A 25,440-nucleotide genomic window follows, 5' to 3' on the forward strand; every position below is an offset into this window, starting at 1 on the left:
CCGCGTTATGTCAGATAACCATGCCGCACCAGATAGGCTATACCAAATAGATACTAGCCGCCAGCAGCCATTATATCGAGTCGACAGTATTCGACACGTCGAGCAACAGGCAATAACAACGCTTGGCAGCAATGGTGGTTTTATTTTAATGCAACGGGCCGCTGCTGCGTTACTGGCTATGCTACAACAACACTGGCCGGCACCATGTAATATTCTGGTTTACGCCGGTAACGGCAACAATGGTGGTGATGGCTACCTGCTGGCGGCACTGGCCCGGGCAGCAGGCTATGATATTCGACTCTATCAGCATGGCGATCATAGCCAGCCGGGTAACAGTACCCGTCAGGCCATGATCGCCGCCAGCGCCGCAGGCGTTCCAGTCGTCAGCGAGTTTATCGAGGCAGAGTTGCTAATTGACGCGCTGTTTGGCACGGGCCTGAACCGGCCGCTGGATCTGCCAACAACCACGCTTATCAGCCACATTAACCAAAGCGGCAAAACCGTGCTGGCGGTTGATATTGCCAGCGGCCTTACAGCAGATAGTGGCGCCATAATGCCACTGGCGGTTAAAGCGGACGTCACGTTAAGTTTTATTGGTCTTAAAGCTGGCTTATTAATGCAACATGGTCTGGACCACACCGGCCAGCTTTGGTTAAGCCCGCTGCAATTAACTGAACAGCTAAACGCCGCCACGCCAGTGTGCCACACGCTGGCAGTGAGCAGCTTACACCACAAGCTAGCTGTGCGCCCGGCCAATAGCCATAAAGGCCATTTTGGCCATGTGTTGGTTATTGGCGGTGAGCATGGCTTTGGCGGAGCCGCTATTATTACCGCCCAGGCAGCTGCCAAATGTGGCGCCGGTCTGGTGAGTTTATTTAGCCGCAGCGAGCATGTCAGCGCCATGTTAAGCCGCCAACCAGAAGTAATGGTCTGCAGCGATGACTGCAGCAGCCTGCTTAGCCGCGCCTCCATTATTGCTATTGGTCCTGGGCTGGGGCAGCACAGCTGGGGCCAGGCGCTAATGACAAAGGTGTTAGCCAGTAACAAACCTATGCTACTTGATGCTGATGCCCTAAACTATATCGCAAACCAGCCGACAGCAGCACAAGCCAGATTAACGCGACAAAACTGGATCCTGACACCACATCCCGCTGAAGCTGCGCGCTTATTAAACTGCAGCATTGATGATATTCAACAAGACAGAATGGCGGCGGTTAGTGAGTTGCAGCTCCGTTTTGGCGGGGTTATCTTACTAAAAGGCGCCGGCACGCTAATTTGCGATCAACCCGGCAACATACTATTACTCGCGTTAGCCAGCCCTGCCCTGGCCAGTGGCGGTATGGGGGATGCACTAACCGGTATTATTGCCGCGTTATTGGCTCAGGGTCTTAACAGCGTTGATGCCTGTCAACTGGCAGCCTGGTTACATGCCAGTGCCGCCGTAACACTAGCCCGGCAACAGCAGCAGCCGTGGCTACTGGCTACTGATTTACTCAATCAAATAAAAATGCAGTTAATTAATTGATAATTAATAATAAACACCGTAAATTTAACACCTTGTATTTGCAGAGTGAGAGCAACAATTGCCGTTACACCTTTTAATACGTTCGGTTTTAACGCTAACCACTTATCTGGTTGTCATTGTTGTTACCGCAACACTGGCTTATGGCGCTAACCCTGCAACATTTTTTCCGCCAAGTAGTGAGCTTTTTGTCAGTATTGGCGAACGCCAGCATATTCCTGATAACATTGTCACCAAACTTCAGCAAGACAAATATGGCCGTTTATGGATAGGCAGTGCCGGTGGCTTGATCCGCTACGACGGTTACCGCTTTCGCCGTTACTTGCCGGCAAACGAGCAAAAAAGCAGCATAGCCTCCTACAACAATCGCGCTAATAACAACAGTACCATAGCAGGTAATTTTGTCAGAGATTTGCTGCAATCCAGTGATGGCACGTTATGGCTGGCCACCGCGCCGGGTGGTATACAACGTTACGACAGCACCACAGATAGGTTTTATCAGCCTATCATAACAGCGCCAGGCATCAGTGAGGATTTTGGCTATCAGGTGCACTCTATCACTGAAGATGACAACGGCAATATCTGGCTGGCAGGAAATCAGGGCATAGTATTGCTGAACCCGGCAGGCCAGGTACTGCAGTTTATTCCACCGCAAGCTGAACTAACAGATATTCGGGCATTATTAACTGACCGGCAAGGCAACTTGTGGATTGGCAGCCGCAGTGGTTTATTTTTATTAACACCCGGCAGTAGCCGGCCACAACACATAACCAGCACCACTGATGAGCTTGGCCAGGTGCTCACCTTGGCTCATGTCGCCAACGAAATTTGGCTTGGTACTGATAACGCCGGTGTATTTGTTATCCAGGCTAATCGCAGCCTCAGTGCACTGACACAAGCCAGTTTGTCAGATAATATCTCTGGGCCGGTATACGATATTTTACAAATTAGTGATGACGAAGTATGGGTAGCAGGCTTTGCCGGTATCACAAGGCTTGCCACTGCCGATAAAAAGCGACTTGGTCATTATCAGCATGATATCTCTAATCCCTTTAGTCTGGCGCATCAGGATGTGCGCACCTTGCTAAAAGATCAGTCGGGTAAAATATGGCTGGGTGGCTATGGTGGAGGTTTACAGCGATTTGATGGCCAGGCTGGCGTTAGCACTTTGCGCCGCAGTCTGGCAGATAGCAGCAGCATCAGTAGTGACGATATCAGCAGCATTCTGGAGCTGGCGAATGGCCAGATTTGGCTGGGCAGTCGCGGTAATGGCATAGACGTTATTGCACCAAGCAGCGGCATTATTGCCCGTCACCGGCCACAAACTAACACACCGGGCAAGCTAGAATACGGCTGGATTACAGCGATGGCGGAGCAAACCGATGGTACCCTCTGGGTTGGGGTTAATCCGGGCCAGTTATACCGTTACCACCCCAGCAGCGGCCAATTTACCCTGCTGGAGCCAGAGCAAGGCATTTGGCGTACCAATGTCCGTAAGCTGTTTATCGATAGCCAGCAAAGGCTGTGGCTGGGCAGCAGCACTGGCGTAGCCTTGTGGCTGCCACAGCAGCAGCGTTTTGTGCGGATAGCACAGCATAATGGTGAACCATTGCAAGGTTATATTAATGCGATGGTTGAGGATGCCGACCAAAATATCTGGGTTGGTGCCGGTGCCAGCGGTCTCTTTCTGATTGGCGCAGCACCTAGCGATATTTCCGCGATACCAACAGCAAAAGCGATGGTAACACCAGAAGTTGGCAGTATTTTAGGCTTACTCAGCGCTCGCCATAATCGGTTGTGGCTAGATACGCCGGTTGGGCTATATCAGTTTGACTATCAACAATACCAGCAAAATCAGTTACAACAAAACAAACAAATCGTCAGCAGTGCCTTAACTAAAGTACGTTTTAGCAACAGAGTGCTAAATGAAGATTTTGGCGCTAATTTGCTGCAAGATGAACAAGGTAATATCTGGTCGGCTAAATACCGTTTTAACCCTGATAATGGTTTGCTTTATCAGCTTTCGGCTGCTGATGGTGTTGATATCGCCACGCCCTGGTATCGCTCATTCAACAAAACCCGCGCCGGCTTATTATTGTTTGGTGGTAGCAGTGGTGTGCTGGTTATCGACCCGGCGCAATTTAATCCCTGGCGCTATCAGCCACACGTGCTGCTGTCAGAGCTTCGTGTGCAAGGCAATACCAGGTTGATAGCCCCAGACCAGGCAGCGCTTACGCTGCAAGCTGATGAGCGCAGTTTTAGTGTTGAATTCAGTGGTATGGATTTATCCTCTCCCCAGCAGTTACTTTATCGCTACCGGCTGCAAGGCTTTGAGCAAGATTGGCAATATTCAGATGCATCACAGCGCCTGGCCAGCTATACCAACTTATGGCCCGGCGATTATACACTGCAAGTGCAAGCGACCAATCGCACCGGACAGTGGAGCGAGTTGCAAACTGAGTTACACCTAACGGTTAAACCTGCTTTTTGGCAACAACTGTGGTTTGCCGTCATGGTAATTATAAGCATACTACTAGCAACATACGCCTTAGTTCGGGTTAGAACCCGGGTAGCGCAATTGCAAGCGCGTGCGCTGACCCAGCTGGTAGAAGAGCGAAGTCAACAGCTGAAACTGGCACAAAAAAGCTTACAGGAAAATGAAAAAATGGCAGCATTGGGTCAAACTGTCGCCGGAGTAGCGCATGAAATTAATACCCCAGTTGGGGTTAGCATTACTGCCAGTAGTGCCCTTGCAGCAAGATTAGCTGAGTTAAAACACCATTTTGACAATAAAACCTTAAGTGCAAAAGCTTTTAGCCAATTTGTCAGCGACAGTGAACAACATTTGCAACTTATTGGCTATAATTTGCAAAGGGCTGCCGATTTAGTTACACAATTCAAAAAATTAGCGGTAAACGAAACAGTTACTGACAAGGTTAGCATTACCCTTAAACCCTGGTTACAACACTTAATTGCCAGATTAAATCCCCCGAACGTCGCTATAGGTATTATATTACAGTGTCCCGATAACCTTAGCGTAAACATACGTGCCAATGCTTTGGCTACTGTGTTAAGTCAACTACTAGAAAACGCCTTGCTGCATGCTTTTGCGCCAAATGCGCGTGGCGAAATACGACTAGAAGTAAGCCAGACTTCACATCATTTACTGATAAAAGTCAGCGATAATGGCAAAGGGGTCGACAGCAGTATTAAAGACAGCCTGTTCAACCCGTTTGTTACTACCCGCCGGGCTAGCCACAGTAAAGGCCTAGGCCTGCATTTATGTTATAACCTGATCACTCAGGTATTAGAGGGCATTATTGAGATGCAATCTGAGGTAGACAAAGGATCAGTATTTAGCCTTACTCTGCCCTTGGAAGTTGCCACACACGCCGGTTAGTTGCATAACAGCATGACGTAAATTGATTAAAAACGAGAATAAACAACGTGAAAAAGAGCCACAATGAAGATTTGGGTTGATGCCGATGCCTGTCCGGTAGTAATTAAAGACATTTTATTTCGGGCTGCCATAAAAAGACAAATTAGTACCACACTAGTAGCTAACCAATTAATCCGGGTGCCAGCTTCGCCCTATCTCAGTAGCGTGCAGGTAGCGCATGGTTTTGACGAAGCAGACAACGAAATAGTCCGGCGCTGTGCACCAGGTGATTTAGTGATTACCGCCGATATTCCCTTAGCCGCCGACGTACTAGCAAAAGGTGGCCAAGCGTTAAACCCGCGCGGCGAACTGTATAGCGTTGACACTATTAAACAAAAACTCACCATGCGAGACTTTATGGACACATTGCGTGGCAGCGGTGTGCATACTGGCGGCCCACCGCCACTTAACCAAAGTGATCGGCAGGCGTTTGCAAATCAGCTCGATAAGTTGTTACAACACTACCAGCAGCGCTAATTTTACCAGCTAGTAAGTTGTTGTTTACTACTGAACGTCTGAATTTGGCTGGTTAGTGGGTCGATAAAGCTAAGCTGGCGGGCCAGTAACTGCAAAGGCTGATCAAATTGTGGCGTCGCTTTAGCTTGCAAAACCGGGTAGTATTTATCGTGCAGTATTGGCATACCCATGCTTAGCATATGCAAGCGTAACTGATGTGTTTTACCCGTATGCGGTATTAGCTGAAACAACCCCAAGGTACCTTGTCTGGCACTAAGACAAATAGCTGAGCGCGCATTCACCTCGCCCGGCACAATGGTATTAATAAAACGCGGCTGGCTTTTTTCAATACGGTTGGCTATATGCCAGTGCTGTGGCAGTGTTACCTGTTTTGCATCAGGCGTTAACTGCGCCACGGCTAAATAGTGTTTTTGCACTGTGCCAGCACTAAACAACTGATAATAAGCAGCTCGGCTTTGTGCATTAATAGAAAACAACACCACACCCGCCGTTTCGCGATCCAGCCGGTGCACTGGCACTATATCGTCAATACCGGTTTGCCGTTTTAGCCTGGCTAATAAGCACTCATTAACGTAGTCGCCACCGGGGGTTACCGGTAAAAAATGCGGTTTATCGGCCACAATAATATGCTGATCCTGATACAGAATATGGTGCGCAAATGGTACAACCGGCTCGGCAGCGACTTCGCGGTAATAACATAAGCGCTTACTGGGCATAAAAGGGGTTTGTTCGGTAATAGCCGGGCCATTAAACCAATGCACTTTGCCCTGAACAATACGTTCACGCCAGACAGTTTCAGCAATATATGGAAAGTGGGCACACAAAAACTGCAGCACAGTTTGCCCGTTTTCATTAACCGCAGGTAAGGTAATTTCAGAGGCTTGGCTGGCTATCGACACTGTTCACTCTATTAACAGATAATCATGAAAAAGGCTGCCAACCTTAGCATAAAAGCCTTACAATTACGCTTTTGTCTTAGCGGTTATCCAGATAGCTAAAGGCGTGACGGGGAAATAAGTGAAGCAAAATTCTGTGTTAGCGCTGCGGGCTCTCGAACTGGCTAAAGCCAGCCGGGTATTTAATGCCCGAGGCAGTAAAGTTAAGCGCTGCGAACACTGCCTGTTACCAGCCAGCGCCTGCATTTGCGCCCTTACACCCAGCCCTGCTGGCAGTTGTGCCTTTTGCTTTATCCTGTACACTGGCGAATGTTATAAGCCCAGCAATACCGGCCGGTTGGTGTGTGATGTTATTGCCGACAATTATGCCTTTGTCTGGAACCGTACCCAACCCGATGCAGGCTTACTGGCGTTATTAGCTGACAGTCGTTATGCGCCAATACTCATATTTCCGCAGCAATATGCGACAGCAGAGCGTTGCTTGCAAAATGCCGCCGAGCTACGCACGGCGACATCGGCTAAAATACCCTTGTTTGTAATGCTCGATGGCACCTGGCGTGAAGCAAAGAAAATGTTTAAAAGCCCTTACTTGGCAACAATGCCGGTACTGGGAATACAGCCAGAGCAGGCATCACGTTATCAGCTTCGTGAAGCGGCACATTTGCATCAGCTTTGCACCGCTGAAGTGGCCATTGAAGTGCTGGCATTAGCGGGTGAAGCTGGTTCGGCCAGCAAACTGGCTGACTATTTTTTGCAGTTTCGCCGCGCTTATATGCTTGGCAAACCCCACTTAACCTTTAACGAACCTGCTTAACGGCAGCGCATAACAAGGCTAAAATTTATGAGCACAACAACACGTAATGTCACTCTCAGTAAACAACCAGTAGAACTGTATAAAATTTTAAAATTTGAGGGCCTGTGCAGCAGTGGTGGCGCAGCTAAGGCTGCGGTAGATGGCGGTTTGGTAAAAGTAAATGGCGTAGTGGAAACCCAGAAGCGTAAGCAAATTAATGCCGGCGATACGGTAACGTTTGCCAATGAAACCCTGCTACTAAAGCTATTGGAGTAATAACACGCTGGTTTTCAGCGTTATACCTCATCAGCGTTATACATCAATGGCAGCAAAGGCACTACGCCTTAGTTTTTAATATTAGCTACAGGTATTAATGCAATCACGGCCATCGGCTTTAGCTCGGTACAAGGCCGTATCGGCGGCGCACAGCAGCGCAGTACTGGTGCGATACTGGCCGTTAATTTCAGTGGCAATGCCCTGGCTTACTGATACGCTAACCGATAAAGGCAAGCCAGCGTCGTTAAACCGCAGCTGCCGTATGGCCTGTTGCACTTCTCTGGCTACCTGCAGCGCCATAATTTCATTGTGATGTGGCAAAATAAGCGCAAATTCTTCACCGCCGTAACGCGCAGCTAATTTGGTATCCCCTGGCATGGCTTGCACAATAGCGGTAGCAACCTTACGCAAGCATGTGTCACCCTGAATATGGCCATAACGGTCGTTAAACTGCTTAAAGTAATCAATGTCAATAATTACCACACTAAGAGGTCTTTTGCTGGCAGTGCATTGCTGCCAGTGATGTTGTAGTTGCTCATCAAACGCCCGTCGGTTCGCCAGGCCGGTTAAGGCGTCGGTTGCGGCTAATTGACGCAACTGGCTACACTCTGCTTTGTAGCGGGTAAGGTCGCGCAATACCAATAACAGTCGTGGTGCTGGCTCGGGTAAATACGATACCGACAGCTCGATATCTTTTAGGGTGGCATCGGCGCAGCGCACCGCCATTTCGGTAGGGCCGGCTTGCAATGACAAAATACGTTTGGCCACCATTTTCACTAAACCATCATATTGTGGCTGGCAGCGGCTAACTAAAAAATCTGACCAGTTGCGGCCAATTAAGGGCTGCGCTACGCAGTTTAATAACAGCGCTGCCTTGGCATTAGCGCATTCTATAATTCCATCAGGGCTTACCACCAACACCGCTTCTGCCAGGTATTGAATAAAACCGCCAACATCCATACCCGTCGACATGACAGGGTCGGTATTATCCAGCCAGTGGCTGTCATCGTTTAGCGCAGCAAGCAACAGTTGGGGTTTGCTTAGGGCTTTAGTCATTGGGCTATCTCGCTATTGTTGGCTTAACTGCTAACAACTTTAACCTTTAGCAACGGCCATAACCTTCTGACAACCTTCTGATTTAAGCTTATGATATTAATCAACTAAAAAGCCCCTCGCGCGGCTTTGGCTTATACTTGGCTTATGTTAGCTAACCAAGTTGCCAGAGTTAACTAGGATCATTTTTAACTTGCGGATCGGGACTTAGTACCATCAAGGTATTAGTAGCATTGGTCAGCACAAACTGAAACTTGGTGGTGCCGGCACTGCGATCCATATCCAGCATTTGCAGCAGCTGGCCATCACTGCTGACGGTAATGGCGTCAATAATGCCGTCAAACGGCGTTACAAAACCGACGCCGATAAAGCGCAGGCCTTTACCGGTATGATCCACCAGTTGATAAGTAATAGTACCGGCTTCGGTTACCGTAACATCACCGTTGGCTAAAGGCTGGCCGCCGCTAGTTTGATAATTAAATACCGGTTCACCATTTTCCAGATGAACTAACACCTGAATTAAACTGGCAGCTTAAGTAGTAGGAATAATGTGTTTCCTTTGGTTATTGGTTAAAAAAGGTACCTTACTATGCCATTCTTCTGCAGCAGAAGAATTAGTTCTGGGTGACTGCTTAGCTGTGCTAAGCAGTCCAGCGCCTTTGCATAGCTAATAACATATCGCGGTTCTTTATTTTTTTCGGTGATTATAGATAGACGAGCTTTGGCTTGGTTACAAAAAATTACCGCTGTATCGAGCTTATCGGTTGCCATTAAAGCTTTAGCTTGCCGTAATTGGCTGTCTGCCACAGCACCACTGAAACTTAAATTCTGCGTGTACTGTTCTGTAAGTTTAGTGAAGGAAGCATTAGCTAAATCGGCGTATTTCTTACTGAGCGCCAATTGGCCAATATCTTGTAATTGCGTTGCCGTGGAGAGCCAAAGCCTTGCTTTTATATCTTTAATATTGGCGTTTGATAGCACCTTTTTTTGCGCATCTAATGTCTCAGTCAATAAAGTTAAGTTGTGCTCGATCTGCTTTGCACTTGAACCGGGATTAATATTAAATTTCTGATAATCAAGAAAATGTTTATTTCTCAGCCACCTGCTATTTTCCGGATCTTGTACTATTGCTTGTGATAAAGCGTGATCCCCTTGTGTAGAGGCGGCTTGAGCTTCTGCTATTTTCCCTTGATAAATCAATAGGTCAGCAAGCTTTTGATAGCTGCTCGACAGAATATCGAGTAAATAAGGGTCCGGCTTTGTTGTAGTATTTATTAACTCAGCCTGCAATTTTTTATGAATTTCAATTGCTAAATACACATTTCCGTCAGCTAAAGCTGCACTTGCCAGCCAGGACCGCGTATCAGCAATATCCGCGATTAGCTGCCGATTATCAGGTTGTTGTAATTGAGCCAATAATTTAAGCCGTAACGACTCTTCAAAGTTCTTACGCGCCACAGCAAATTGCTGTTGTTGCATCGCCAGCGAGCCCAGTGAATTGGTGGCGTAGGACAGCTCCATAATCGCATCGAGGTTATCCGGTGCCTGTTGGTACATGCGCTCGCTGTACTGGTAATAGCGCTCAAATTCGGGCTGGGTGGCCTGCCAGTTGCTGGCGTCGTACTGTATTTGCCCCAACCAAAACGCATTGGCACCGAGGGTTTTTAGCAGCTCTAAATTATCCGGTTGTTGGGTAAGTACGGCCTCCAACTGAGTTCTGGCCGCTTGCAAGGCGGCGCTGGCTTCGTCGGTTTTACCACGGGAATAAGCCACCTCGCCCATCGCTTCCAGTGTTTGGCCGTGCTGCAGCCTTGCTGCAATACTTAAGCTGTTATCGTCGGCTGAATAATCAGTAAAGTATTCCAGCGCTTTATTGCTGATACCGTCGAGTAAGTCCATGCGGCCAATGCTGCGCAGTTTGTCGGCAAAATCCCCTACCATAAAACCCAGCAGGTTTTCGGCAGCCAGCCGCTTTTGCTGGGCTTGTTGCTCGGCGTTATAGCTTTTAACACTCATGCTGGCAGCGGTTACCGTTAGCACACACAATAAGGCAAGGGTGCTGCGCCGGGTCCAGCGTTTTAGCCGGGCTTTACGGTTAGACGCTTGAATAAAATGCTGCTCGGTGCTGTCGAGTAAAAACAAGTGGTTATTCAGCAAGGTTTGCGCTTCTTGTAATGGCTTACCTTCGGCCAGTAAATAAGCGCTATTTTGCTGCTCGGCTTGCCAGCGCTGGGTTAAATGTAGCAAGCGGCTTTTTACACTTAAGCTGTGGTGGTGCTCACTTATCCAGGCGGTGGCCCGTGGCCAGCGCCGCAATAGCGCTTCGTGGGCAATACTAAAACAGGGCTCGTTGTTTTGCAGTTGTGTCACAAATAACCGCTGCTCTACCATGGTTTGCACTAAGGTACGTTCAGCCGGGGTTTGCAACTGGGCCAACCGACCACTGCGGCTGGTAATGCTTTTTTCATCTTCACGCAAGGTTACCAGCATGGATAACACTCTTGGCAGGCTGGCTTTTTCCTCGCCCGACAATACCGAAATAGCCAGCTCGGCATTTTTACCAATAGCGCCCTCAATACCGCCCAGTGCCTGGTATTCCGACACCAGCAAATGGTTATCGGCGCTACGTTTAAGATACAGCGCCTGCAAGGTATATTGCAGCATTGGCAAGGCATCGGGGTTACTGGCGGCTTCACTGCACAATAGTTCATCCAGCGGCGTGGCGGTAGTAGGGTCGGTATCGAAACTTAGCCCGGCAGCTAATGCTGGCAAGCGGATCATTTGCAACAGTTCGGTGCGCCCTGGTGGGGCTAAATCGAAATGTGCGCCTTTGGCTTTACCGGCAATAAGGCTGGGGTAGTCAACCAGTAGCGGGTAAAACTCATTGCGACAGGCGCTTATTACCAGCACCGCACCACTGGTGGCCAGTTGCTCTACTAACACGGTAAATTGGACGCGCTCTGCCTGGCTAAATAGTGGCGATGACAGCAGCACTTCTAAACGGTCGATAAATAAAGCAAAACGGGGCTTACTTTGTGCCTTGGGCAGTTGCGAAATGCAGCGCTGCATAATCTGTTCGGGGGTGGTTGCCAGTAGCAGCGCCAGGCTTTCTGCACTTTCACCGGCAAATACCGGCACATCGTTAATATCCCAATCTAGCATGGCACTGGCTAAATCGGTTAGCAGCTGGTTGGGTGCAACATCGGCTAAGTCGAGGCCACTGTAAGCCAGCACCTGTACGCCGTTATAACCGCCTGGCTGCATTAGGTTAGGCATAACCCCGGCGTTAATCAGCGACGATTTACCACTGCCACTTGGTCCCAGCAGTAAACAAAAAGCCCGGCCATATTTTATTTGCTGGGCAATACGGCTAAGTAAGGTGTCTATTTGTGCGCCACGGCCAAAAAATACGTTGGCATAGCGTTGATCATAGGCCTGTAACCCAGGAAATGGCGAGCCATGCTGCCAGCTTTGCACCTCTGCACGTTGCTCTTGCCCCAAGGGAAAACGAACCTCTGCCACCGTACGGTAGCCGCGTTTACGAATGGTTTCAATGTAACGCGATGCGGTGGCACTGTCGCCCAACGCTTTACGCAGCTGGGTAATGGTTTTATGCAGCGGATTATCGCCGGTATCAATTCCGGGCCAACACTGGCTAACAATATCGTTACTGCTTAGTACCTCACCGGCATGCTGGCACAGCAATTTCAGCACATCCATTGCTTTGGGTTCCAGCTGTTGCAGCTGCTTACCCTTGCGTAAGGTGTTTGCCGCAGGTTCCACTTGCCAGTCGCCAAAGAAGAAGGTGTCGTTCATAGCTAATTTATAATAATGAATTTGCGCCATAACATAACATGCTGGCGCGTTTTTTTTAACAAAAAAGGCAGCCATGTGGCTGCCTTAGGTTATGAGCCATTGTTGCAGTATGTTACGGCAACAGAACCCAGGCTAGAACTGGTTCATGGTGTTGTGCTTGCCACCGGCTTTTAGCGCCGCCTCACCCGAAAAGTATTCTTTATGATCATCACCAATATCAGAACCCGACATATTCTGGTGCTTAACACAGGCAATACCCTGGCGAATTTCTTTGCGCTGCACCCCGGCAACATAACCCAACATGCCGGCGTCGCCAAAGTATTCTTTCGCCAGATTATCGGTAGACAACGCCGCAGTATGGTAAGTTGGCAGGGTAATTAAATGATGAAAAATACCAGCCTCACGCGCTGAATCAGCCTGAAAGGTGCGAATACGGTTGTCGGCCTCCTGTGCTAGCTCAGTGCTGTCGTAATCGGCGCTCATTAGTGCGGCACGATCATACTTGCTGACATCTTTACCCGCTTGCTGCAAGGCATCAAATACCTGCTGGCGGAAGTTCAGGGTCCAGTTAAATGATGGGCTGTTGTTATAAACCAGCTTGGCATTGGGCACCACTTCACGAATGCGATTAACCATGTCGGCAATTTGCCCTACGTGGGGCTTTTCAGTTTCAATCCACAGTAAATCAGCACCATTTTGTAATGACGTAATACAATCGAGTACTACTCTGTCAACGCCACTGCCTGCTTTAAACTGAAATAACCCACTGGCCAGCCGTTTTGGCTTTAACAGTTTACCGTTGGCCTTTACTACTACGTCACCATTGGCAATATCGTCGGCACCGTTAATAATGTCGCCGTCCAGAAAACCGTTGTATAAATCACCTAAGTCGCCCGGTGCATCGGTTACCGCAATTTGTTTGGTTAACCCGGCGCCCAGTGAGTCGGTGCGGGCAACAATAATACCATTATCAATACCAAGCTCTAAAAAGGCATAACGCACCGCATTAATTTTGGCCAGAAAATCGGCATGCGGCACGGTAACTTTACCATCTTGGTGGCCACACTGTTTTTCATCTGACACCTGGTTTTCAATCTGAATAGCACAAGCACCGGCTTCGATCATTTTTTTAGCCAGTAAATACGTGGCCTCGGCATTACCAAAACCGGCATCAATGTCGGCAATAATAGGCACTACGTGGGTGGTAAAGTTGTCAATTTTCGCCTGAATATCAATTTTTTTGGCTGCATCAGTAGCGTCATCTAACTGGTGGAATAAGCCGGCCAACTCACGAGCATCAGCCTGGCGTAAAAAGGTATACAACTCTGCTATTAATGCTGGTACTGAGGTTTTTTCATGCATCGACTGGTCTGGCAATGGCCCAAACTCAGAGCGAAGGGCGGCAATCATCCAACCTGACAAATACAGGTACTTTCTGTTGGTGCTACCGAAATGTTTCTTAATGGCGATCAGTTTTTGCTGGCCAATAAAACCATGCCAGCAACCCAATGACTGAGTGTACTGGCTGGTATCGTTATCATATGCCGCCATGTCGGCCCGCATTATGTCAGCGGTATATTGAGCAATATCCAGCCCGGTTTTAAAGCGGTTTTGCAATTTCATCCGCGCCGCATATTCCGGGCTAATAGCATTCCAGGCCGAACCGGCCTCTTTAATTACATGGTCGAAGTGTTTAATATCATCTTGATAAGCTGTCATGGCCGTTTCCTCTTGCTAAAGCTGTTATGCGGGTTGTTGGTATTCACTATAGATAACAAAACAACAATTCATCTAGCTAATTTTTATGATGCTCATCATTTCTTTTGTGAATACTAACTTACGCTTGACGAGTACAGCCCGGCCAATGTTATGATTCAATTCAGTGATAGTTAACGCTAAGAGCATTTTGCAGATGAATATTAATAAGATGGATTTAAACCTGTTAGTTTATCTGGATGTGTTACTGCGCGAAAAAAACGTTACCAGGGCGGCTAACCAGCTGAATATTACCCAGCCAGCCATGAGTAACGGCTTAAAACGGCTGCGTGATTTGCTAAATGACCCAATATTAGTGCGTACCTCTGACGGCATGGTACCAACCGAGCGCGCCCGCGAGCTGGCCCCCATAGTACGCGGTGTATTGCTAACTTTAGAAGAAACCCTGCAGCCAAATAGAGATTTTGAGCCACTACACAGCAACCGGGTATTTCGGATTATGGCCAGTGATTATGCGGCGTCTACGCTGATACCGGCATTGTTAAAGAAAATGCGGGTGCAGGCACCGTTAACCAGCCTAGATATTATGACGCCGTCCGATGTAACCTTTCATGATGTGGAAAACGGCAAGGTAGATATGGCGATTAATCGCTTTGATCAGCTACCTCAATCGTTTCACCAGAAAACGGTATGGCGCGACAGCTTTTCTTGTCTGATTAACGCCAGTAACCCGGTAGTAAAAAACTTTAATTTAGACAGTTACTTAAAATCACAGCATATTTGGGTAAGCAAAACCGGCTTTGGTGTGGGCGTGGGCATGGACCCCAAAGACGTGCAAAAACTTGGCTGGGTAGACGAGGCACTAGCCAAGCTGGGCAAGCAGCGCACTATTTCGGTATTTACCCGTAATTACCATGTGGCGATGCATTTGGCGGTGGGCATAGACTTAATTGCCACATTACCAAGCCGCGCGGCAAAGCTGTATGAAAACGACCCCACCATGGCCATTATGGACCCGCCATTCGCTATACCGTCGATTGAACTAAAAATGATTTGGAGCCCGCTATTGCATCAAGATGCCAGCCATATCTGGTTTCGACGGCAGATTGTTGAAACTGCAGATGAGTTGAATTAGCGTTTTACCGCCAAGTGGGTGTTGCAGCTGCTCTCCCCCTACATGCCGGACACAACACTCTCCCTCACTCGCCGGGGAACTACGCAAGGCTTCCTGCCTTGCGGCAGGGCTCAGACACTCCCCGACTCCTTCAAAAGAGGTTCTATCCTCTATTGGTTAAGCCGAAACTTGAAAGAGAACGGCAGGAACCCCGTTTTGGTCGACACAGAGTGTCTGAGTGAGTGCGCCAGCGCGAGCGAGTTGCTGTGTCGAGCCAAGGCGGGTGTTGCAGCTGCTCTCCCCTACATGCCGGATATAAAAAAAGGCGCTGTCAGCAATGGCAGCGCCTTTGGTTTGGTTTACTCAGGTTAATCAAGCAGCTGGTAAGCTGGTAGCGTTAAAAACTCCACCAACTCATCAGCTGTGGTAATGTCCAGCAGCAGTTGCTTAGCCCGGTCAAAGTTTTGACTCTGCCAGCTGTCGCGTCCTACTTCCTGTAACACTACTTTTGCCTCTTCCTCTAAAAAGTCGGCAAACAGGGCCTTGGTAATTAATTTACCGTTGCTTAAACTCTTGCCATGCTTAATCCATTGCCAGATAGAAGTGCGCGAAATTTCGGCAGTAGCCGCATCTTCCATTAAGCCATAAATAGGCACACAGCCTTTACCACTGATCCAGGCAGCAATATATTGCAGTGCTACCCTAATATTGGTGCGCATACCGTCTTCAGTGCGCTCACCATCGCACGGTGCTAGTAGCTCAGCGGCAGTAATCGCAGCATCTTGCTCGCGGCTTACGCTTAACTGATTTTGTTTACCCTCGCGTAAATAGTTAGCAAACACGCCATTAGCCGTTGCCGCCAGGCCCGGATGGGCAACCCAGGTACCATCGTGGCCATTACTGGCTTCCAGCTCTTTGTCGGCGGTTACCCGCGCCAGAATTTTTTCATTTTCAGCAGCATCTTTTGCCGGAATAAAAGCCGCCATACCACCCATCGCCAGTGCACCGCGTTTATGACAGGTTTTAATTAGTAAGCGTGAATAAGCATTTAAAAACGGTTTGGTCATGGTTACCACTTGCCGATCTGGCAGTACCCGGTCAGCATGGTTATTTAACGTCTTGATATAACTAAAAATATAATCCCAACGGCCACAATTTAGCGCCACAATGTGATCTTTTAGGTTATACAGAATTTCGTCCATTTCAAACACGGCCGGCAACGTTTCAATCAGCACGGTAGCGCGAATGGCACCGGTTGCTACCTTAAAATATTGTTCTGTAAAACTAAAAACATCATCCCACCACTTGGCTTCAGTGTGGCTTTGTAATTTAGGTAAGTAATAGTATACGCCTGAGCCGTTCGCTAAGCGGGTTTGCCAGTTATGATAAAAATACAGCGCAAAATCGACCAGTGAGCCAGGCACCTGCACGTTATCAACCAGCAGGTGTTTCTCAGACAAATGCAGGCCTCGTACCCGGGCAATTAACAAGGCCGGGTTGTCTTGCAACGCATAATGCTTACCGCTTTGCGGATCGGTATAGCTAATAGTACCTAAATTAGCATCGCGCAGATTAATCTGGCCTTCAATAACGCCCGCCCAGCTAGGCGCATGCGAGTCTTCAAAGTCAGCCATAAATACTTTTACATCAGCATTTAACGCATTAATAATCATTTTACGCTCAACCGGGCCGGTAATTTCTACCCGTCGGTCCTGCAAATCAAGCGGAATAGGCGCTACCTGCCAGTCAGCATCACGAATTGACGCGGTTTCTGGCAGAAAATCAGGTAAGGCTCCGTCATCGAACTGTTGCTGTCGGCTAACGCGGTTAGCCAGTAATTCGGTTAACTTTGGCTGAAACCGGCGCGCCAGTTCCGCCACGAAAGCACAGGCATCGTCAGTTAATATTTGTTCGTAAGCGCTGTTAAGCTGGCCGGTTATCGTTAAACCGCCGCGGGTAATCGTGTCAGACATATCCAGACCTTTTATTACTGTTGCGTTAGATAATCTTACTATAAGCCCTTTCCTACTATAAATGCTATTAATGGTCAAAATGCCAAGCATCACCAAAAACAATAGCTTAAAGCTGAAATTCTGCAAATTTGTGGCACGGGTTGTGCTTTAGGTTCTTGGCAGAACTACGTATGTCAAATTATCGTCGGAGGTGAACATGGAATTTATTATGTTATTGCTGGTAGCACTGGTGGTGCTGGTGGCGATGGTCGCCAGTCGGTTTATTGATAATAACAATCCTTTTCAGGTACAAAAGCGCAGCAGCTTATTCAGCCCGGTAGAGCGCTCATTTCAAAACCTGCTGGAAAAAGCCGTGGTAGGCGAATACAAAATTTTAAACCGGGTTAAACTTGCCGATTTAATTGAAGTAAAAGGCAATGCCACAGAAAAGTCCCGCCGCAGTACCTTACTTAAGTTAAATGCTAAATATCTTGATTTTGTATTGTGTGCCGCAGATGATTTAAGAGTGATCGCCGTACTCGATTTAGTTAATAACAGTAATAAAGATGGACATAAAGCGGCACCAGACTGGTTTGTCAGCGGTGCATTAGAAGCAGCAGGCCTACCCTACTTACGCATTAAAATTAAAGCCGGTTACACTGCTACAGATTTACAGCAGGCCCTAGCAACCCGCTTAGGTAAGCCAACGGTAAAAGCCGAACCTATGTACAAAGGCTTGGTTAAAAAGGGCCCTACTCGACCTGTACGCTCTTTTAAACCGGTTCAAACATTACAATCAGCGGGTACCGGGCTAACTCCGGCACTGTCGCACTCCCAGATTAAAGCGCAACAAACAGCGCTAATACAGGCTTCTTAACGCTTTGGAGAAATGAGTCACTCCGCGCTAAGTTGGAATGCCGCCCGCTGCAACGGGCGGCATTCATTTTTCTAAATACGACAAAATTAACGTCACGGCAAAAAAATGCCTAAAGTTTTTCAGACAGTTGCCGATAGCAAGATGACGTATTGTTAATAGGAGGTACTATGAGTCAATCCGTTGGTACTCTGGCAACTGCTCAGAGCTTTGAAATATTAGGTGCCGTAATGGCTAAAAAGCAGCAAAACCAGCAAGCACAAATGACCAACATGTTGGTACAAAGTGCCATGCAAACGGTTGAACAAACTTCTGCTGCGTCGCCGGTTGGTAATATTGGTCAAAACATCAATATCAACGTATAGCAGTGTTCGACTACCCGGTAAAAACCAAGGCCAGCGCATGCTGGCCTTTTTTTGTCAGCAATTTAGCGCTTTGCACTAAATGGTAACTGGTAGGTGCTATGGCTAAATTTCATAGTTAGCTTTTGTCTTGTTTTTCCAAAAAATCTTTGAATTCATTAGTATAAAGCTTAATTAGCACATGGGTTAACGCAAAAATAATCGGGCCATAAATCAGGCCGATTAAACCAAATAGCTGTAAGCCACCAATTAATGATAAGAAAATGAGTAAGGTACTCATGCTAGAACTGCCCTGCATTAGGATAGGCCGCAGAATATTATCAATAGAACCGACAACAATAGTACCCCACAGCGCTAAAAATAGTGCCATCGGCCAATCTCCGATCAACAACAAATACAAAGTAGCCGGTATCCAAATTAAGGCACAACCGATAGCCGGAATAAAAGAGGCAAACGCCATCATGGTGCCCCAAAATAACCCTGGCAAACCCACAATCGCCATCGCAATGCCGCCGGCGATGCCCTGCGCAATAGCTGTTAAAAAAGAACCTAGCACAGCAGAGCGCGCTACCTTACTGGCCTCATCTAATAGCTCTTCTTCTTGTGATCGTGCCAGCGGCACTATCCAGTGAAGCGTTTCAACAATAGCTTTATGGTCACGCAGCAAGAAAAACAGCACAAACAGCATAAGTACGAAGCCAAAAATCAGCCCGGTAACATCGCCCACCACTTTAGTACTGATATTCAGCAATTCTTTACCAAAGCCAGAAGCAAACAGGGTTACTTTTTCAATAATACTTTGGCCGGTAATGTCTCCCATTGGCAAAATATGGTTTACCTGAGCCAGAACTTTGGCAACAAACGGGTGCTGTAATAATTGTTCAGCTCCGCCGCTTTCTACCCATTGATAACTTTGCTTAGCAAAGGCAACACCTTGCTGCACAATAGCAATAAACACTAGGATTGCCGGCACCAAAATGACTACCACTAATAACGCGCAAGTTAATGCCGACACTGCATTGGGCTTGTTGGGCAGTTTTTTGGCTATTTTCTGGTGTACCGGAAAACATAACATCGATAAGACAAACGCTAACACCACTGCACCCATGTATGGCGCTACCAGCAAATAACTGGCATAAAGTGATAACATTAATGCAATGATCAACACCCAGTGCCGTGGTTCTGTTTTAAATTGGCTACTCACCAATAACTCCCTTTAAAATCTACATTAACTGCACGCTGCAATAACAGGATGTTATGGCGCAACCTGCTGTAAAATTAAGCCACAAATATAGGCACCATAGGTCCCCAACCCATACCCAAGCACCGCCAACAACACACCCACCGGGGCTAATGACGGGTGAAACGCTGCTGCCACCACTGGGGCAGAAGCAGCACCGCCAACGTTAGCCTGACTACCCACCGCTAAATAAAACAGTGGCGCTTTAATAGCTCTGGCTACCACCAGCAGTAAAATGGCATGCACCAGCATCCAGATTATACCCACCAAAAACATTAGCTTGTTACTCATAATGGCAGTAACGTCCATTTGCATGCCAATAGTAGCTACCAAAATATATAAAAACGCCGTACCCACCTTAGACGCCCCCACCGCTTCCAGTTTACGTACGGGCGTTAATGACAACAATAAACCCACCGTTGTAGCCACCACCACCAGCCAGAAAAAGCCGCTGGTTAAACTGTATTTATCCAGCTGTGGCGCCACCTCAGCAATCCAGGGCGCAAGTACATCAGCCAGCGCATGGGCCAAGCCAGTAACCCCAAAAGCCACCGCGATAATCAGCATCATATCCTGAATAGTTGGGATACGAGAATTCGCTGCTTGATATTGCTCAATTTTTTGGCGCAAATGAACAATAGCGCGGGTATCGGCACCATTGGCTTTATCAATCTGTTCCGCACGGCTCGCCATAAACAACAATACTGCCAACCAGACATTGGCCACTAATACATCAACCGTAATCATTACCGAAAACAAACTGCCATCGACATTAAACACTTCTTTCATAGCCGCCTGATTAGCACCACCGCCAATCCAGCTGCCGGCAACCGTGGTCATGCCACGCCAGACATCACCACCGAGTTGTTCCGGGAAAAAATAGCCGACACTCGCCAGTGCTATCGGACCGCCAATAATAATCCCGACGGTGCCAGTTAAAAACATAATTAGCGCCTTCGGGCCTAGTCCTACTATTGCTTTAAAATCAACACTTAAGGTTAGTAATACCAAACTGGCAGGAAGTAAATAACGCGAGGCAATTTTATACAAAGAAGAGGCTTCGCCATCGATAATATTAAAACTATTCAATAATGACGGAATAAAATAACAAAGCAGTAAAGCGGGTACATATTTGTAAAATCCCTTACAAAAACGGTTATTACTGTGGCTGCTGTAAAACACCAGGCCAAGAATAACGGCCAGTAAGCCAAGGACTACCGCGTCATTGGTAAACATGGGTGGTTGCGACATAACATTCCCTAAAATTTTTATTTTATTTTATTTTATTTTATTTTAAACGTAATGGTTGAGTATTAAACTCAATGCCATGCCAGCCGCTGCGCATAAAATTACGAATATTCAGATGATCATCGCCCTTCGGGCTGGCAAGCACGGCCTGATAAAAGTCGCCAAACATATACAGGGTTTGCGGTTCAGATAATTGATGCAACAAACCAAATGCCAGTATTTTACAAGCGCCGTTATTTTCACCGGCCGAGTTTTGCAACTCGCCGTTGCTAAAAGCACACGGCTGAAAATGGTACATCTGGTCAATAATACCGATGCTTTGCTGAAAACTAATGGTTTCTGGTTCAGTACTTAATTGAATAAAAAAGCGCTCTAACATTGCCACTCCTGCCTTTTGCTGGCCTCACTGGCCGCTGTTATTATGCTTACTCATTTTAAAGTTGATACTAAGCCGCGGTGGCTTCAACTGCAATACAGACCACGCTGCTTAGCGTTAAATTTACTGTTAATAGCAAACCAAGCACGTTTTTGTTAGCCCTGTTGGTATACTAAAATACGCTACAACTAGGAGACGAATATGTTTCAGCAAACTATCGACAGCCCGCTTGGCCGGGTGCTGATCCAAGCGAATACTCAGGGGATAACTCAGATCAGCCTCGATATTTACACTGTAGAGCCGGATCACCCCTCAGTGCTGACAGAGCTTGCAGCCAGACAATTACAACACTATTTTGCCGGGCAATTAACCCGGTTTACTTTGCCACTGGCCGCTACGGGTACCCTTTTTCAGCAGCAAGTATGGCAAGCCCTTAGCGAATTGCCATTTGGCCTTACCTGCAGTTATGCCGAAATTGCCAGACAAATTGCTAACCCTAAAGCCATGCGGGCAGTTGGCAAGGCTAATAGTAAAAACCCCATAGCCATCGTGGTGCCGTGTCATCGGGTTATTGGTGCAAATGGTACCCTTACCGGATACGCTGGCGGGCTGGATAAAAAAGCCTGGCTGTTGGCGCACGAGCAACAGTGTATGCCGCAGACATAAAAAAAACCGGGATAAACCCGGCCCTTTTGCATGTTATGGTTGCAAACTAATCTTAGCGTTACAAACCGTAGTAATGGCTAGAACTGATATGACACCCCAAAACGGAATTCATTTTTAGTGTCACCACTGTTCAGCGCTAAATTACCACGAACGGCCCAATCCGGGCTTAAAAAATACGCAATACCACCGGCCAGACTGCCATGACTGTCATACACGGTATGGTAAGTAGCTTCCGTATAAAGCTCAACTTGCGGTGTTAACGGATGGCGCATACCCAAGCCAGCGTAAGCACCGGTTTCATCAGCGTCACCAGACCAGTTTTCTACCCCACCTAACAAGTAAGTTTGGGTGTTAGGCGAAAAGTCCAGAGTAAAACCGGTAATGTAGTTCAAACCAGCTTTCAGCTGATTTGCATCGAACGGGCCTTTTGATAAACGGGCCAGGCTAATGTCAGCTACCCAGTTACGATCTAAGCGGAACGACCCTTCAACATAAGGACCATCGCCAGCAGCATCAGTATAACCAGCGCCAACATAATCCCAAACCGGGTTTGCCATACACGATGCGCTTACTGCGAATGCCATCAAGGCGGATACTGCTACTATTTTTTTCATGTGTTACTCCATTACTTCTGCAAGATAAGCCGATAAAATCAGTGACTCAAAACAACATGCATTATGCAAGTTCAGACTTAACAGCTGCTGAATTTCTTGCTGATGGGTACCGACCGTTCAGGTTAATCGAACAAAGAATGGCTAAAAATGGCATTTTTAATTCTGTTTTATTGCGCTTTAATAGTATCAACAGTGGCAACAGCCATTAGCCTGACAGGAGCACACCATGAGTACACGTAGTGTAAAGCAGATTATTGCCGCAGTATCGGTATCAGACGGTGCCGGGGTAAAGATTAAGCGTAGCATAGGGCTTAACGCTCAGCTACGTTTTGACCCCTTTTTAATGCTAGATTGTTTTGGCTCCGAGCAGGCCGACGATTACATTAAAGGCTTCCCTCCCCATCCACACCGTGGCTTTGAAACGGTAACCTATATGCTGGATGGCCATATGCTACATGAGGATCATTTAGGCAATAAAGGCCATCTAAAAAGTGGAGGAGTGCAATGGATGACCGCTGGTCGCGGTATTATTCACTCAGAAATGCCACAACAGGAAGCAGGCTTAATGCGCGGTTTTCAACTGTGGTTAAATTTGCCTGCGGCAGAAAAGATGAAACCAGCAGCCTACGTTGACCTTCCCCCTGAACGCATTCCGCAAACCGAACCCATGCCAGGCATACGCGTAAAAGTAATTGCCGGCAATTTTCAGCATGCAGGCAGCACATTAGCTGGGCCCATTAATGGCTTAAGTACAGAACCACAATTTTACGATATAAGGCTTAGTGCCGGTAGCGAACTTACCATAACGCTGCCCGAGCAGCATCATGCGCTGCTGTATCCTTTTAGTGGCGAAGTTACAGTAAAAACAGCTGCTAACCACCAGCAAGTAAAAGAACATCAGGCCGGCTTACTCACTCAGGGTAGCGATGTCACACTAACCGCTGCCAGCGCCGTTAGTTTATTGTTGCTGGCGGCCAAACCTATTGCAGAAACAGTAGTACAATATGGGCCCTTTGTGATGAACAGTGCAGCCGAAATTGAACAGGCGATCAGAGATTACCAACAAGGAACCTTAACAAACGCTGGCCCGGCCAGTCAAATTACGCTAAATAACCCAGCATAGCGGCCAACACCGCTGCAACTTCAGGTAGCAAGGTGATAAACAGAGGATTTTTTGATAAGGGGCCATTATACTAGCGCTTTTAGCACAAAGGCCCTGTTATGAAATTATTTGGTATTATCGGTGCTATGGAACCTGAAGTTGCGCTGTTAAAACAGCAGTTAACCGCCGTTAGCAGTAAGAAAATTGGCAGTTTTCAGTTTGTGCGCGGCCAACTAGCGGGTTGCGAAGTGGTCATTGTTCAATCAGGTATTGGTAAAGTAGCCGCCGCCGTAGCCACAACTTTATTAATTGATCATTTTAAACCTGATTGCATTATAAACACCGGGTCGGCCGGCGGCTTTCATCCGGAGTTAAATGTAGGTGATATTGCCATTGGTATTGAAGTACGTCATCACGATGTTGACGTTACCGCTTTTGGTTATGAATACGGCCAGGTGCCACAAATGCCTGCCGCTTATTTGGCCCACCCGGCGCTGGTTAGTGCGGCGGAGCAAACCATTGCCAGTCTGGGGTTTTGCCAAACCAAAAGCGGCCTGATTACCACTGGCGACAGTTTTATGTGTGATCCGCTGCGAATAAATCAAACCCGCGAACGTTTCCCCACTATGTTGGCAGTAGAAATGGAAGGCGCCGCTATTGCCCAGGTATGCCATATGCTGGCAACCCCGTTTGTAGTGATCCGCAGCTTAAGCGATATTGCCGGTAAAGAGTCGCCAGTATCCTTTGATGCCTATCTTGAGGTTGCCTCAAAAAACAGCTCGGCAATGGTAGTCGCCTTACTCGGCCAATTACACAATGTCAGCTTATAATTATGCCATGGCTTAATGCCCTGCCCGCCTGGTTAATACTGGCGCTGCTAGCACTGATTGCTAGCCGCCTGATTAGCTTACCAGGAGCCAGGGCCCCATTAAAAGTGGTTGCACTGCTGTTGCGACGTTTGGCAAGCCGGGTGCATCCTGATGCTAGCCGCAGCCATTTTCAGCAACAGCTATCTGGTAGCTTAGCGTTAATGCTGATGCTGGCTGTGCCACTGGCTATTACCTATGGCTTTTATTTAATTTCAGAACTGCCATTGGTGCTGGATGCACTGCTTTTGTACTTTTGTCTGGGTAGCAGACAACCCATGCAACAAGCTGCCACTGTTGCCACTAGCCTTTCGCGTCAGCAGCTTAGCTTGGCTAAAGATCAGGCTAAACCCCTGTTATTGCGCCAGCGCGATAATTTATCGGCTATGGGGTTAAGTAAGGCCTGTATTGAGAGTTTACTGCAGCAACAAGCTGCGGCGCAGGTTGGGGTATTATTATGGTTTGTAACCGGTGGTGGCATGTTAGTGTTAGCCTTTACCCTGCTTCAAACCGCAGCGCAGCAATGGAACAGCAAATTGCCACACTACCGCTACTTTGGCCGCACTACCGGCATTATTTACCATATTTCCGTGGCACCTGGTTTGCTGATATCAGCACTGCTAATAGCCATTCAAACCGGCGTAATAAAGGCTTGGCAGGTTTATCGTGCTGCTGGAAACCGCTATTTTAGCTGGCCATGCCGGCTACTATTAGCAACAGGGGCCAGTGCATTGCAGATTAAGCTGGGAGGGCCAGCCTATTATGGCGGCATAAAAATACAGCGGGATAATATTGGTCATTACCACGACCCGGTAGCAACGGATATTCGGCGAACACTATTATTAATTAATGCACAGCAAACAGCGTTAATTGTTTTATGCAGTAGTGTGCTGGCACTGTATGTTGCCAACATAGTATTGCTACCGTAGCTACTGCCCTAGTTTAAGCTAATACCCACAGTCGCTTTACACCAGTACGCCTAACAGAGCACTGGACATTGGCGTCGAACTCGGTATAAGGTCTAGCGCATCTACAATG

At 47.6% G+C, this 25,440-nt stretch carries 22 protein-coding genes; 12 read left to right on the plus strand and 10 right to left on the minus strand.

Features of this window, described 5'->3' with window-relative positions; all coding sequences use genetic code 11:
- Positions 1–7: 7 nt before the first annotated feature.
- From VT06_RS09145 to VT06_RS09155, 3 genes are all read left to right on the plus strand, one after another.
- Positions 8–1,525: a bifunctional ADP-dependent NAD(P)H-hydrate dehydratase/NAD(P)H-hydrate epimerase gene (locus tag VT06_RS09145; protein WP_052750214.1), complete on the plus strand. Its 1,518-nt coding sequence runs from the start codon at positions 8–10 to the stop codon at positions 1,523–1,525.
- Positions 1,526–1,583: 58 nt separating this feature from the next.
- A complete protein-coding gene (locus VT06_RS09150) occupies positions 1,584–4,922 on the plus strand; it encodes a two-component regulator propeller domain-containing protein (RefSeq protein WP_046553992.1) in 3,339 nt (1,112 codons plus the stop codon).
- Between the two features lie 63 nt (positions 4,923–4,985).
- The gene (locus tag VT06_RS09155; protein WP_046553993.1) at positions 4,986–5,438 is read left to right on the plus strand and encodes a YaiI/YqxD family protein; all 453 of its coding nucleotides are present in this window, start codon (positions 4,986–4,988) and stop codon (positions 5,436–5,438) included.
- A gap of 2 nt (positions 5,439–5,440) precedes the next feature.
- On the opposite strand, the gene VT06_RS09160 is transcribed toward VT06_RS09155, so the two are convergent.
- Positions 5,441–6,337, minus strand: a complete 897-nt coding sequence (locus tag VT06_RS09160) for a pseudouridine synthase (protein ID WP_046553994.1) — start codon at positions 6,335–6,337, stop codon at positions 5,441–5,443.
- A gap of 118 nt (positions 6,338–6,455) precedes the next feature.
- Between VT06_RS09160 and VT06_RS09165 the strand changes: the two genes are divergently transcribed.
- Both VT06_RS09165 and VT06_RS09170 read left to right on the plus strand, forming a co-directional pair.
- A complete protein-coding gene (locus tag VT06_RS09165) occupies positions 6,456–7,148 on the plus strand; it encodes a tRNA-uridine aminocarboxypropyltransferase (RefSeq protein ID WP_046553995.1) in 693 nt (230 codons plus the stop codon).
- Between the two features lie 27 nt (positions 7,149–7,175).
- Positions 7,176–7,403 (plus strand): RNA-binding S4 domain-containing protein, encoded by a 228-nt coding sequence (locus tag VT06_RS09170; RefSeq protein ID WP_046553996.1) that lies wholly within the window; start codon positions 7,176–7,178, stop codon positions 7,401–7,403.
- Positions 7,404–7,484: 81 nt separating this feature from the next.
- Here VT06_RS09170 and VT06_RS09175 read toward each other — a convergent pair whose 3' ends face one another.
- The 4 genes from VT06_RS09175 to VT06_RS09190 all read right to left on the minus strand — a co-directional run bounded on the left by VT06_RS09175 (position 7,485) and on the right by VT06_RS09190 (position 13,991).
- Complete coding sequence (locus tag VT06_RS09175; protein ID WP_052750215.1) at positions 7,485–8,459, minus strand: GGDEF domain-containing protein; 975 nt, start codon at positions 8,457–8,459, stop codon at positions 7,485–7,487.
- Positions 8,460–8,628: 169 nt separating this feature from the next.
- Positions 8,629–8,970 (minus strand): DP-EP family protein, encoded by a 342-nt coding sequence (locus VT06_RS09180; protein WP_235357395.1) that lies wholly within the window; start codon positions 8,968–8,970, stop codon positions 8,629–8,631.
- Between the two features lie 56 nt (positions 8,971–9,026).
- A complete protein-coding gene (locus VT06_RS09185) occupies positions 9,027–12,347 on the minus strand; it encodes a winged helix-turn-helix domain-containing protein (protein WP_235357396.1) in 3,321 nt (1,106 codons plus the stop codon).
- 57 nt (positions 12,348–12,404) lie between these two features.
- Positions 12,405–13,991, minus strand: coding sequence for an isocitrate lyase (locus VT06_RS09190; RefSeq protein ID WP_046553998.1), 1,587 nt, complete (start codon positions 13,989–13,991; stop codon positions 12,405–12,407).
- A 193-nt stretch (positions 13,992–14,184) separates the two neighbouring features.
- On the opposite strand from VT06_RS09190, the gene VT06_RS09195 reads away from it, so the two are divergent.
- Positions 14,185–15,123: a LysR family transcriptional regulator gene (locus tag VT06_RS09195; protein WP_046553999.1), complete on the plus strand. Its 939-nt coding sequence runs from the start codon at positions 14,185–14,187 to the stop codon at positions 15,121–15,123.
- 347 nt (positions 15,124–15,470) lie between these two features.
- Here the strand turns inward: VT06_RS09195 and aceB are convergent, their stop codons facing one another.
- The gene (gene aceB, locus VT06_RS09205; protein ID WP_046554001.1) at positions 15,471–17,075 is read right to left on the minus strand and encodes a malate synthase A; all 1,605 of its coding nucleotides are present in this window, start codon (positions 17,073–17,075) and stop codon (positions 15,471–15,473) included.
- A gap of 196 nt (positions 17,076–17,271) precedes the next feature.
- Between aceB and VT06_RS09210 the strand changes: the two genes are divergently transcribed.
- Positions 17,272–17,931 carry a DUF2726 domain-containing protein gene (locus tag VT06_RS09210; protein WP_046554002.1) on the plus strand — a complete coding sequence of 220 codons (660 nt, stop codon included), beginning with the start codon at positions 17,272–17,274 and terminating at the stop codon, positions 17,929–17,931.
- A gap of 167 nt (positions 17,932–18,098) precedes the next feature.
- On the plus strand, positions 18,099–18,293 hold the full coding sequence (locus VT06_RS09215) for a hypothetical protein (protein WP_046554003.1): 195 nt from the start codon (positions 18,099–18,101) through the stop codon (positions 18,291–18,293).
- A 115-nt stretch (positions 18,294–18,408) separates the two neighbouring features.
- Here the strand turns inward: VT06_RS09215 and VT06_RS09220 are convergent, their stop codons facing one another.
- From VT06_RS09220 to VT06_RS09230, 3 genes are read right to left on the minus strand one after another with little or no spacing between them, the layout of a single operon-like run.
- The gene (locus tag VT06_RS09220; protein WP_046554004.1) at positions 18,409–19,494 is read right to left on the minus strand and encodes an AI-2E family transporter; all 1,086 of its coding nucleotides are present in this window, start codon (positions 19,492–19,494) and stop codon (positions 18,409–18,411) included.
- A 51-nt stretch (positions 19,495–19,545) separates the two neighbouring features.
- Complete coding sequence (locus VT06_RS09225; protein WP_046554005.1) at positions 19,546–20,781, minus strand: DUF819 domain-containing protein; 1,236 nt, start codon at positions 20,779–20,781, stop codon at positions 19,546–19,548.
- Positions 20,782–20,818: 37 nt separating this feature from the next.
- Positions 20,819–21,157 (minus strand): HopJ type III effector protein, encoded by a 339-nt coding sequence (locus VT06_RS09230; protein WP_046554006.1) that lies wholly within the window; start codon positions 21,155–21,157, stop codon positions 20,819–20,821.
- Between the two features lie 198 nt (positions 21,158–21,355).
- Between VT06_RS09230 and VT06_RS09235 the strand changes: the two genes are divergently transcribed.
- Positions 21,356–21,820, plus strand: coding sequence for a methylated-DNA--[protein]-cysteine S-methyltransferase (locus VT06_RS09235; protein ID WP_046554007.1), 465 nt, complete (start codon positions 21,356–21,358; stop codon positions 21,818–21,820).
- Positions 21,821–21,897: 77 nt separating this feature from the next.
- Here the strand turns inward: VT06_RS09235 and VT06_RS09240 are convergent, their stop codons facing one another.
- Positions 21,898–22,434 (minus strand): membrane protein, encoded by a 537-nt coding sequence (locus VT06_RS09240; protein ID WP_046554008.1) that lies wholly within the window; start codon positions 22,432–22,434, stop codon positions 21,898–21,900.
- 226 nt (positions 22,435–22,660) lie between these two features.
- On the opposite strand from VT06_RS09240, the gene VT06_RS09245 reads away from it, so the two are divergent.
- The 3 genes from VT06_RS09245 to VT06_RS09255 all read left to right on the plus strand — a co-directional run bounded on the left by VT06_RS09245 (position 22,661) and on the right by VT06_RS09255 (position 25,331).
- On the plus strand, positions 22,661–23,557 hold the full coding sequence (locus VT06_RS09245; RefSeq protein WP_046554009.1) for a pirin family protein: 897 nt from the start codon (positions 22,661–22,663) through the stop codon (positions 23,555–23,557).
- Between the two features lie 98 nt (positions 23,558–23,655).
- Complete coding sequence (gene mtnN, locus VT06_RS09250) at positions 23,656–24,366, plus strand: 5'-methylthioadenosine/S-adenosylhomocysteine nucleosidase (protein WP_046554010.1); 711 nt, start codon at positions 23,656–23,658, stop codon at positions 24,364–24,366.
- 2 nt (positions 24,367–24,368) lie between these two features.
- Positions 24,369–25,331 (plus strand): cobalamin biosynthesis protein, encoded by a 963-nt coding sequence (locus tag VT06_RS09255; protein WP_046554011.1) that lies wholly within the window; start codon positions 24,369–24,371, stop codon positions 25,329–25,331.
- Positions 25,332–25,440: the final 109 nt, after the last annotated feature.

The sequence above is a fragment of the Arsukibacterium sp. MJ3 genome (assembly GCF_000987765.1).
GTDB lineage: Bacteria > Pseudomonadota > Gammaproteobacteria > Enterobacterales > Alteromonadaceae > Alishewanella.

Bases quoted from the DNA above. Each gene is read 5' to 3' on its own strand.
- VT06_RS09155 (WP_046553993.1), top strand. From the start codon at position 4,986: ATGAAGATTTGGGTTGATGCCGATGCCTGTCCGGTAGTAATTAAAGAC.
- VT06_RS09245 (WP_046554009.1), top strand. From the start codon at position 22,661: ATGAGTACACGTAGTGTAAAGCAGATTATTGCCGCAGTATCGGTATCA.
- VT06_RS09195 (WP_046553999.1), top strand. From the start codon at position 14,185: ATGAATATTAATAAGATGGATTTAAACCTGTTAGTTTATCTGGATGTG.
- VT06_RS09175 (WP_052750215.1), bottom strand. From the start codon at position 8,459: ATGACTAAAGCCCTAAGCAAACCCCAACTGTTGCTTGCTGCGCTAAAC.
- VT06_RS09215 (WP_046554003.1), top strand. From the start codon at position 18,099: ATGAGTCAATCCGTTGGTACTCTGGCAACTGCTCAGAGCTTTGAAATA.
- VT06_RS09190 (WP_046553998.1), bottom strand. From the start codon at position 13,991: ATGACAGCTTATCAAGATGATATTAAACACTTCGACCATGTAATTAAA.
- VT06_RS09170 (WP_046553996.1), top strand. From the start codon at position 7,176: ATGAGCACAACAACACGTAATGTCACTCTCAGTAAACAACCAGTAGAA.
- VT06_RS09210 (WP_046554002.1), top strand. From the start codon at position 17,272: ATGGAATTTATTATGTTATTGCTGGTAGCACTGGTGGTGCTGGTGGCG.
- aceB (WP_046554001.1), bottom strand. From the start codon at position 17,075: ATGTCTGACACGATTACCCGCGGCGGTTTAACGATAACCGGCCAGCTT.
- VT06_RS09235 (WP_046554007.1), top strand. From the start codon at position 21,356: ATGTTTCAGCAAACTATCGACAGCCCGCTTGGCCGGGTGCTGATCCAA.
- VT06_RS09185 (WP_235357396.1), bottom strand. From the start codon at position 12,347: ATGGCTGCCTTTTTTGTTAAAAAAAACGCGCCAGCATGTTATGTTATG.
- VT06_RS09145 (WP_052750214.1), top strand. From the start codon at position 8: ATGTCAGATAACCATGCCGCACCAGATAGGCTATACCAAATAGATACT.
- VT06_RS09230 (WP_046554006.1), bottom strand. From the start codon at position 21,157: ATGTTAGAGCGCTTTTTTATTCAATTAAGTACTGAACCAGAAACCATT.
- VT06_RS09255 (WP_046554011.1), top strand. From the start codon at position 24,369: ATGCCATGGCTTAATGCCCTGCCCGCCTGGTTAATACTGGCGCTGCTA.
- VT06_RS09225 (WP_046554005.1), bottom strand. From the start codon at position 20,781: ATGTCGCAACCACCCATGTTTACCAATGACGCGGTAGTCCTTGGCTTA.
- mtnN (WP_046554010.1), top strand. From the start codon at position 23,656: ATGAAATTATTTGGTATTATCGGTGCTATGGAACCTGAAGTTGCGCTG.
- VT06_RS09240 (WP_046554008.1), bottom strand. From the start codon at position 22,434: ATGAAAAAAATAGTAGCAGTATCCGCCTTGATGGCATTCGCAGTAAGC.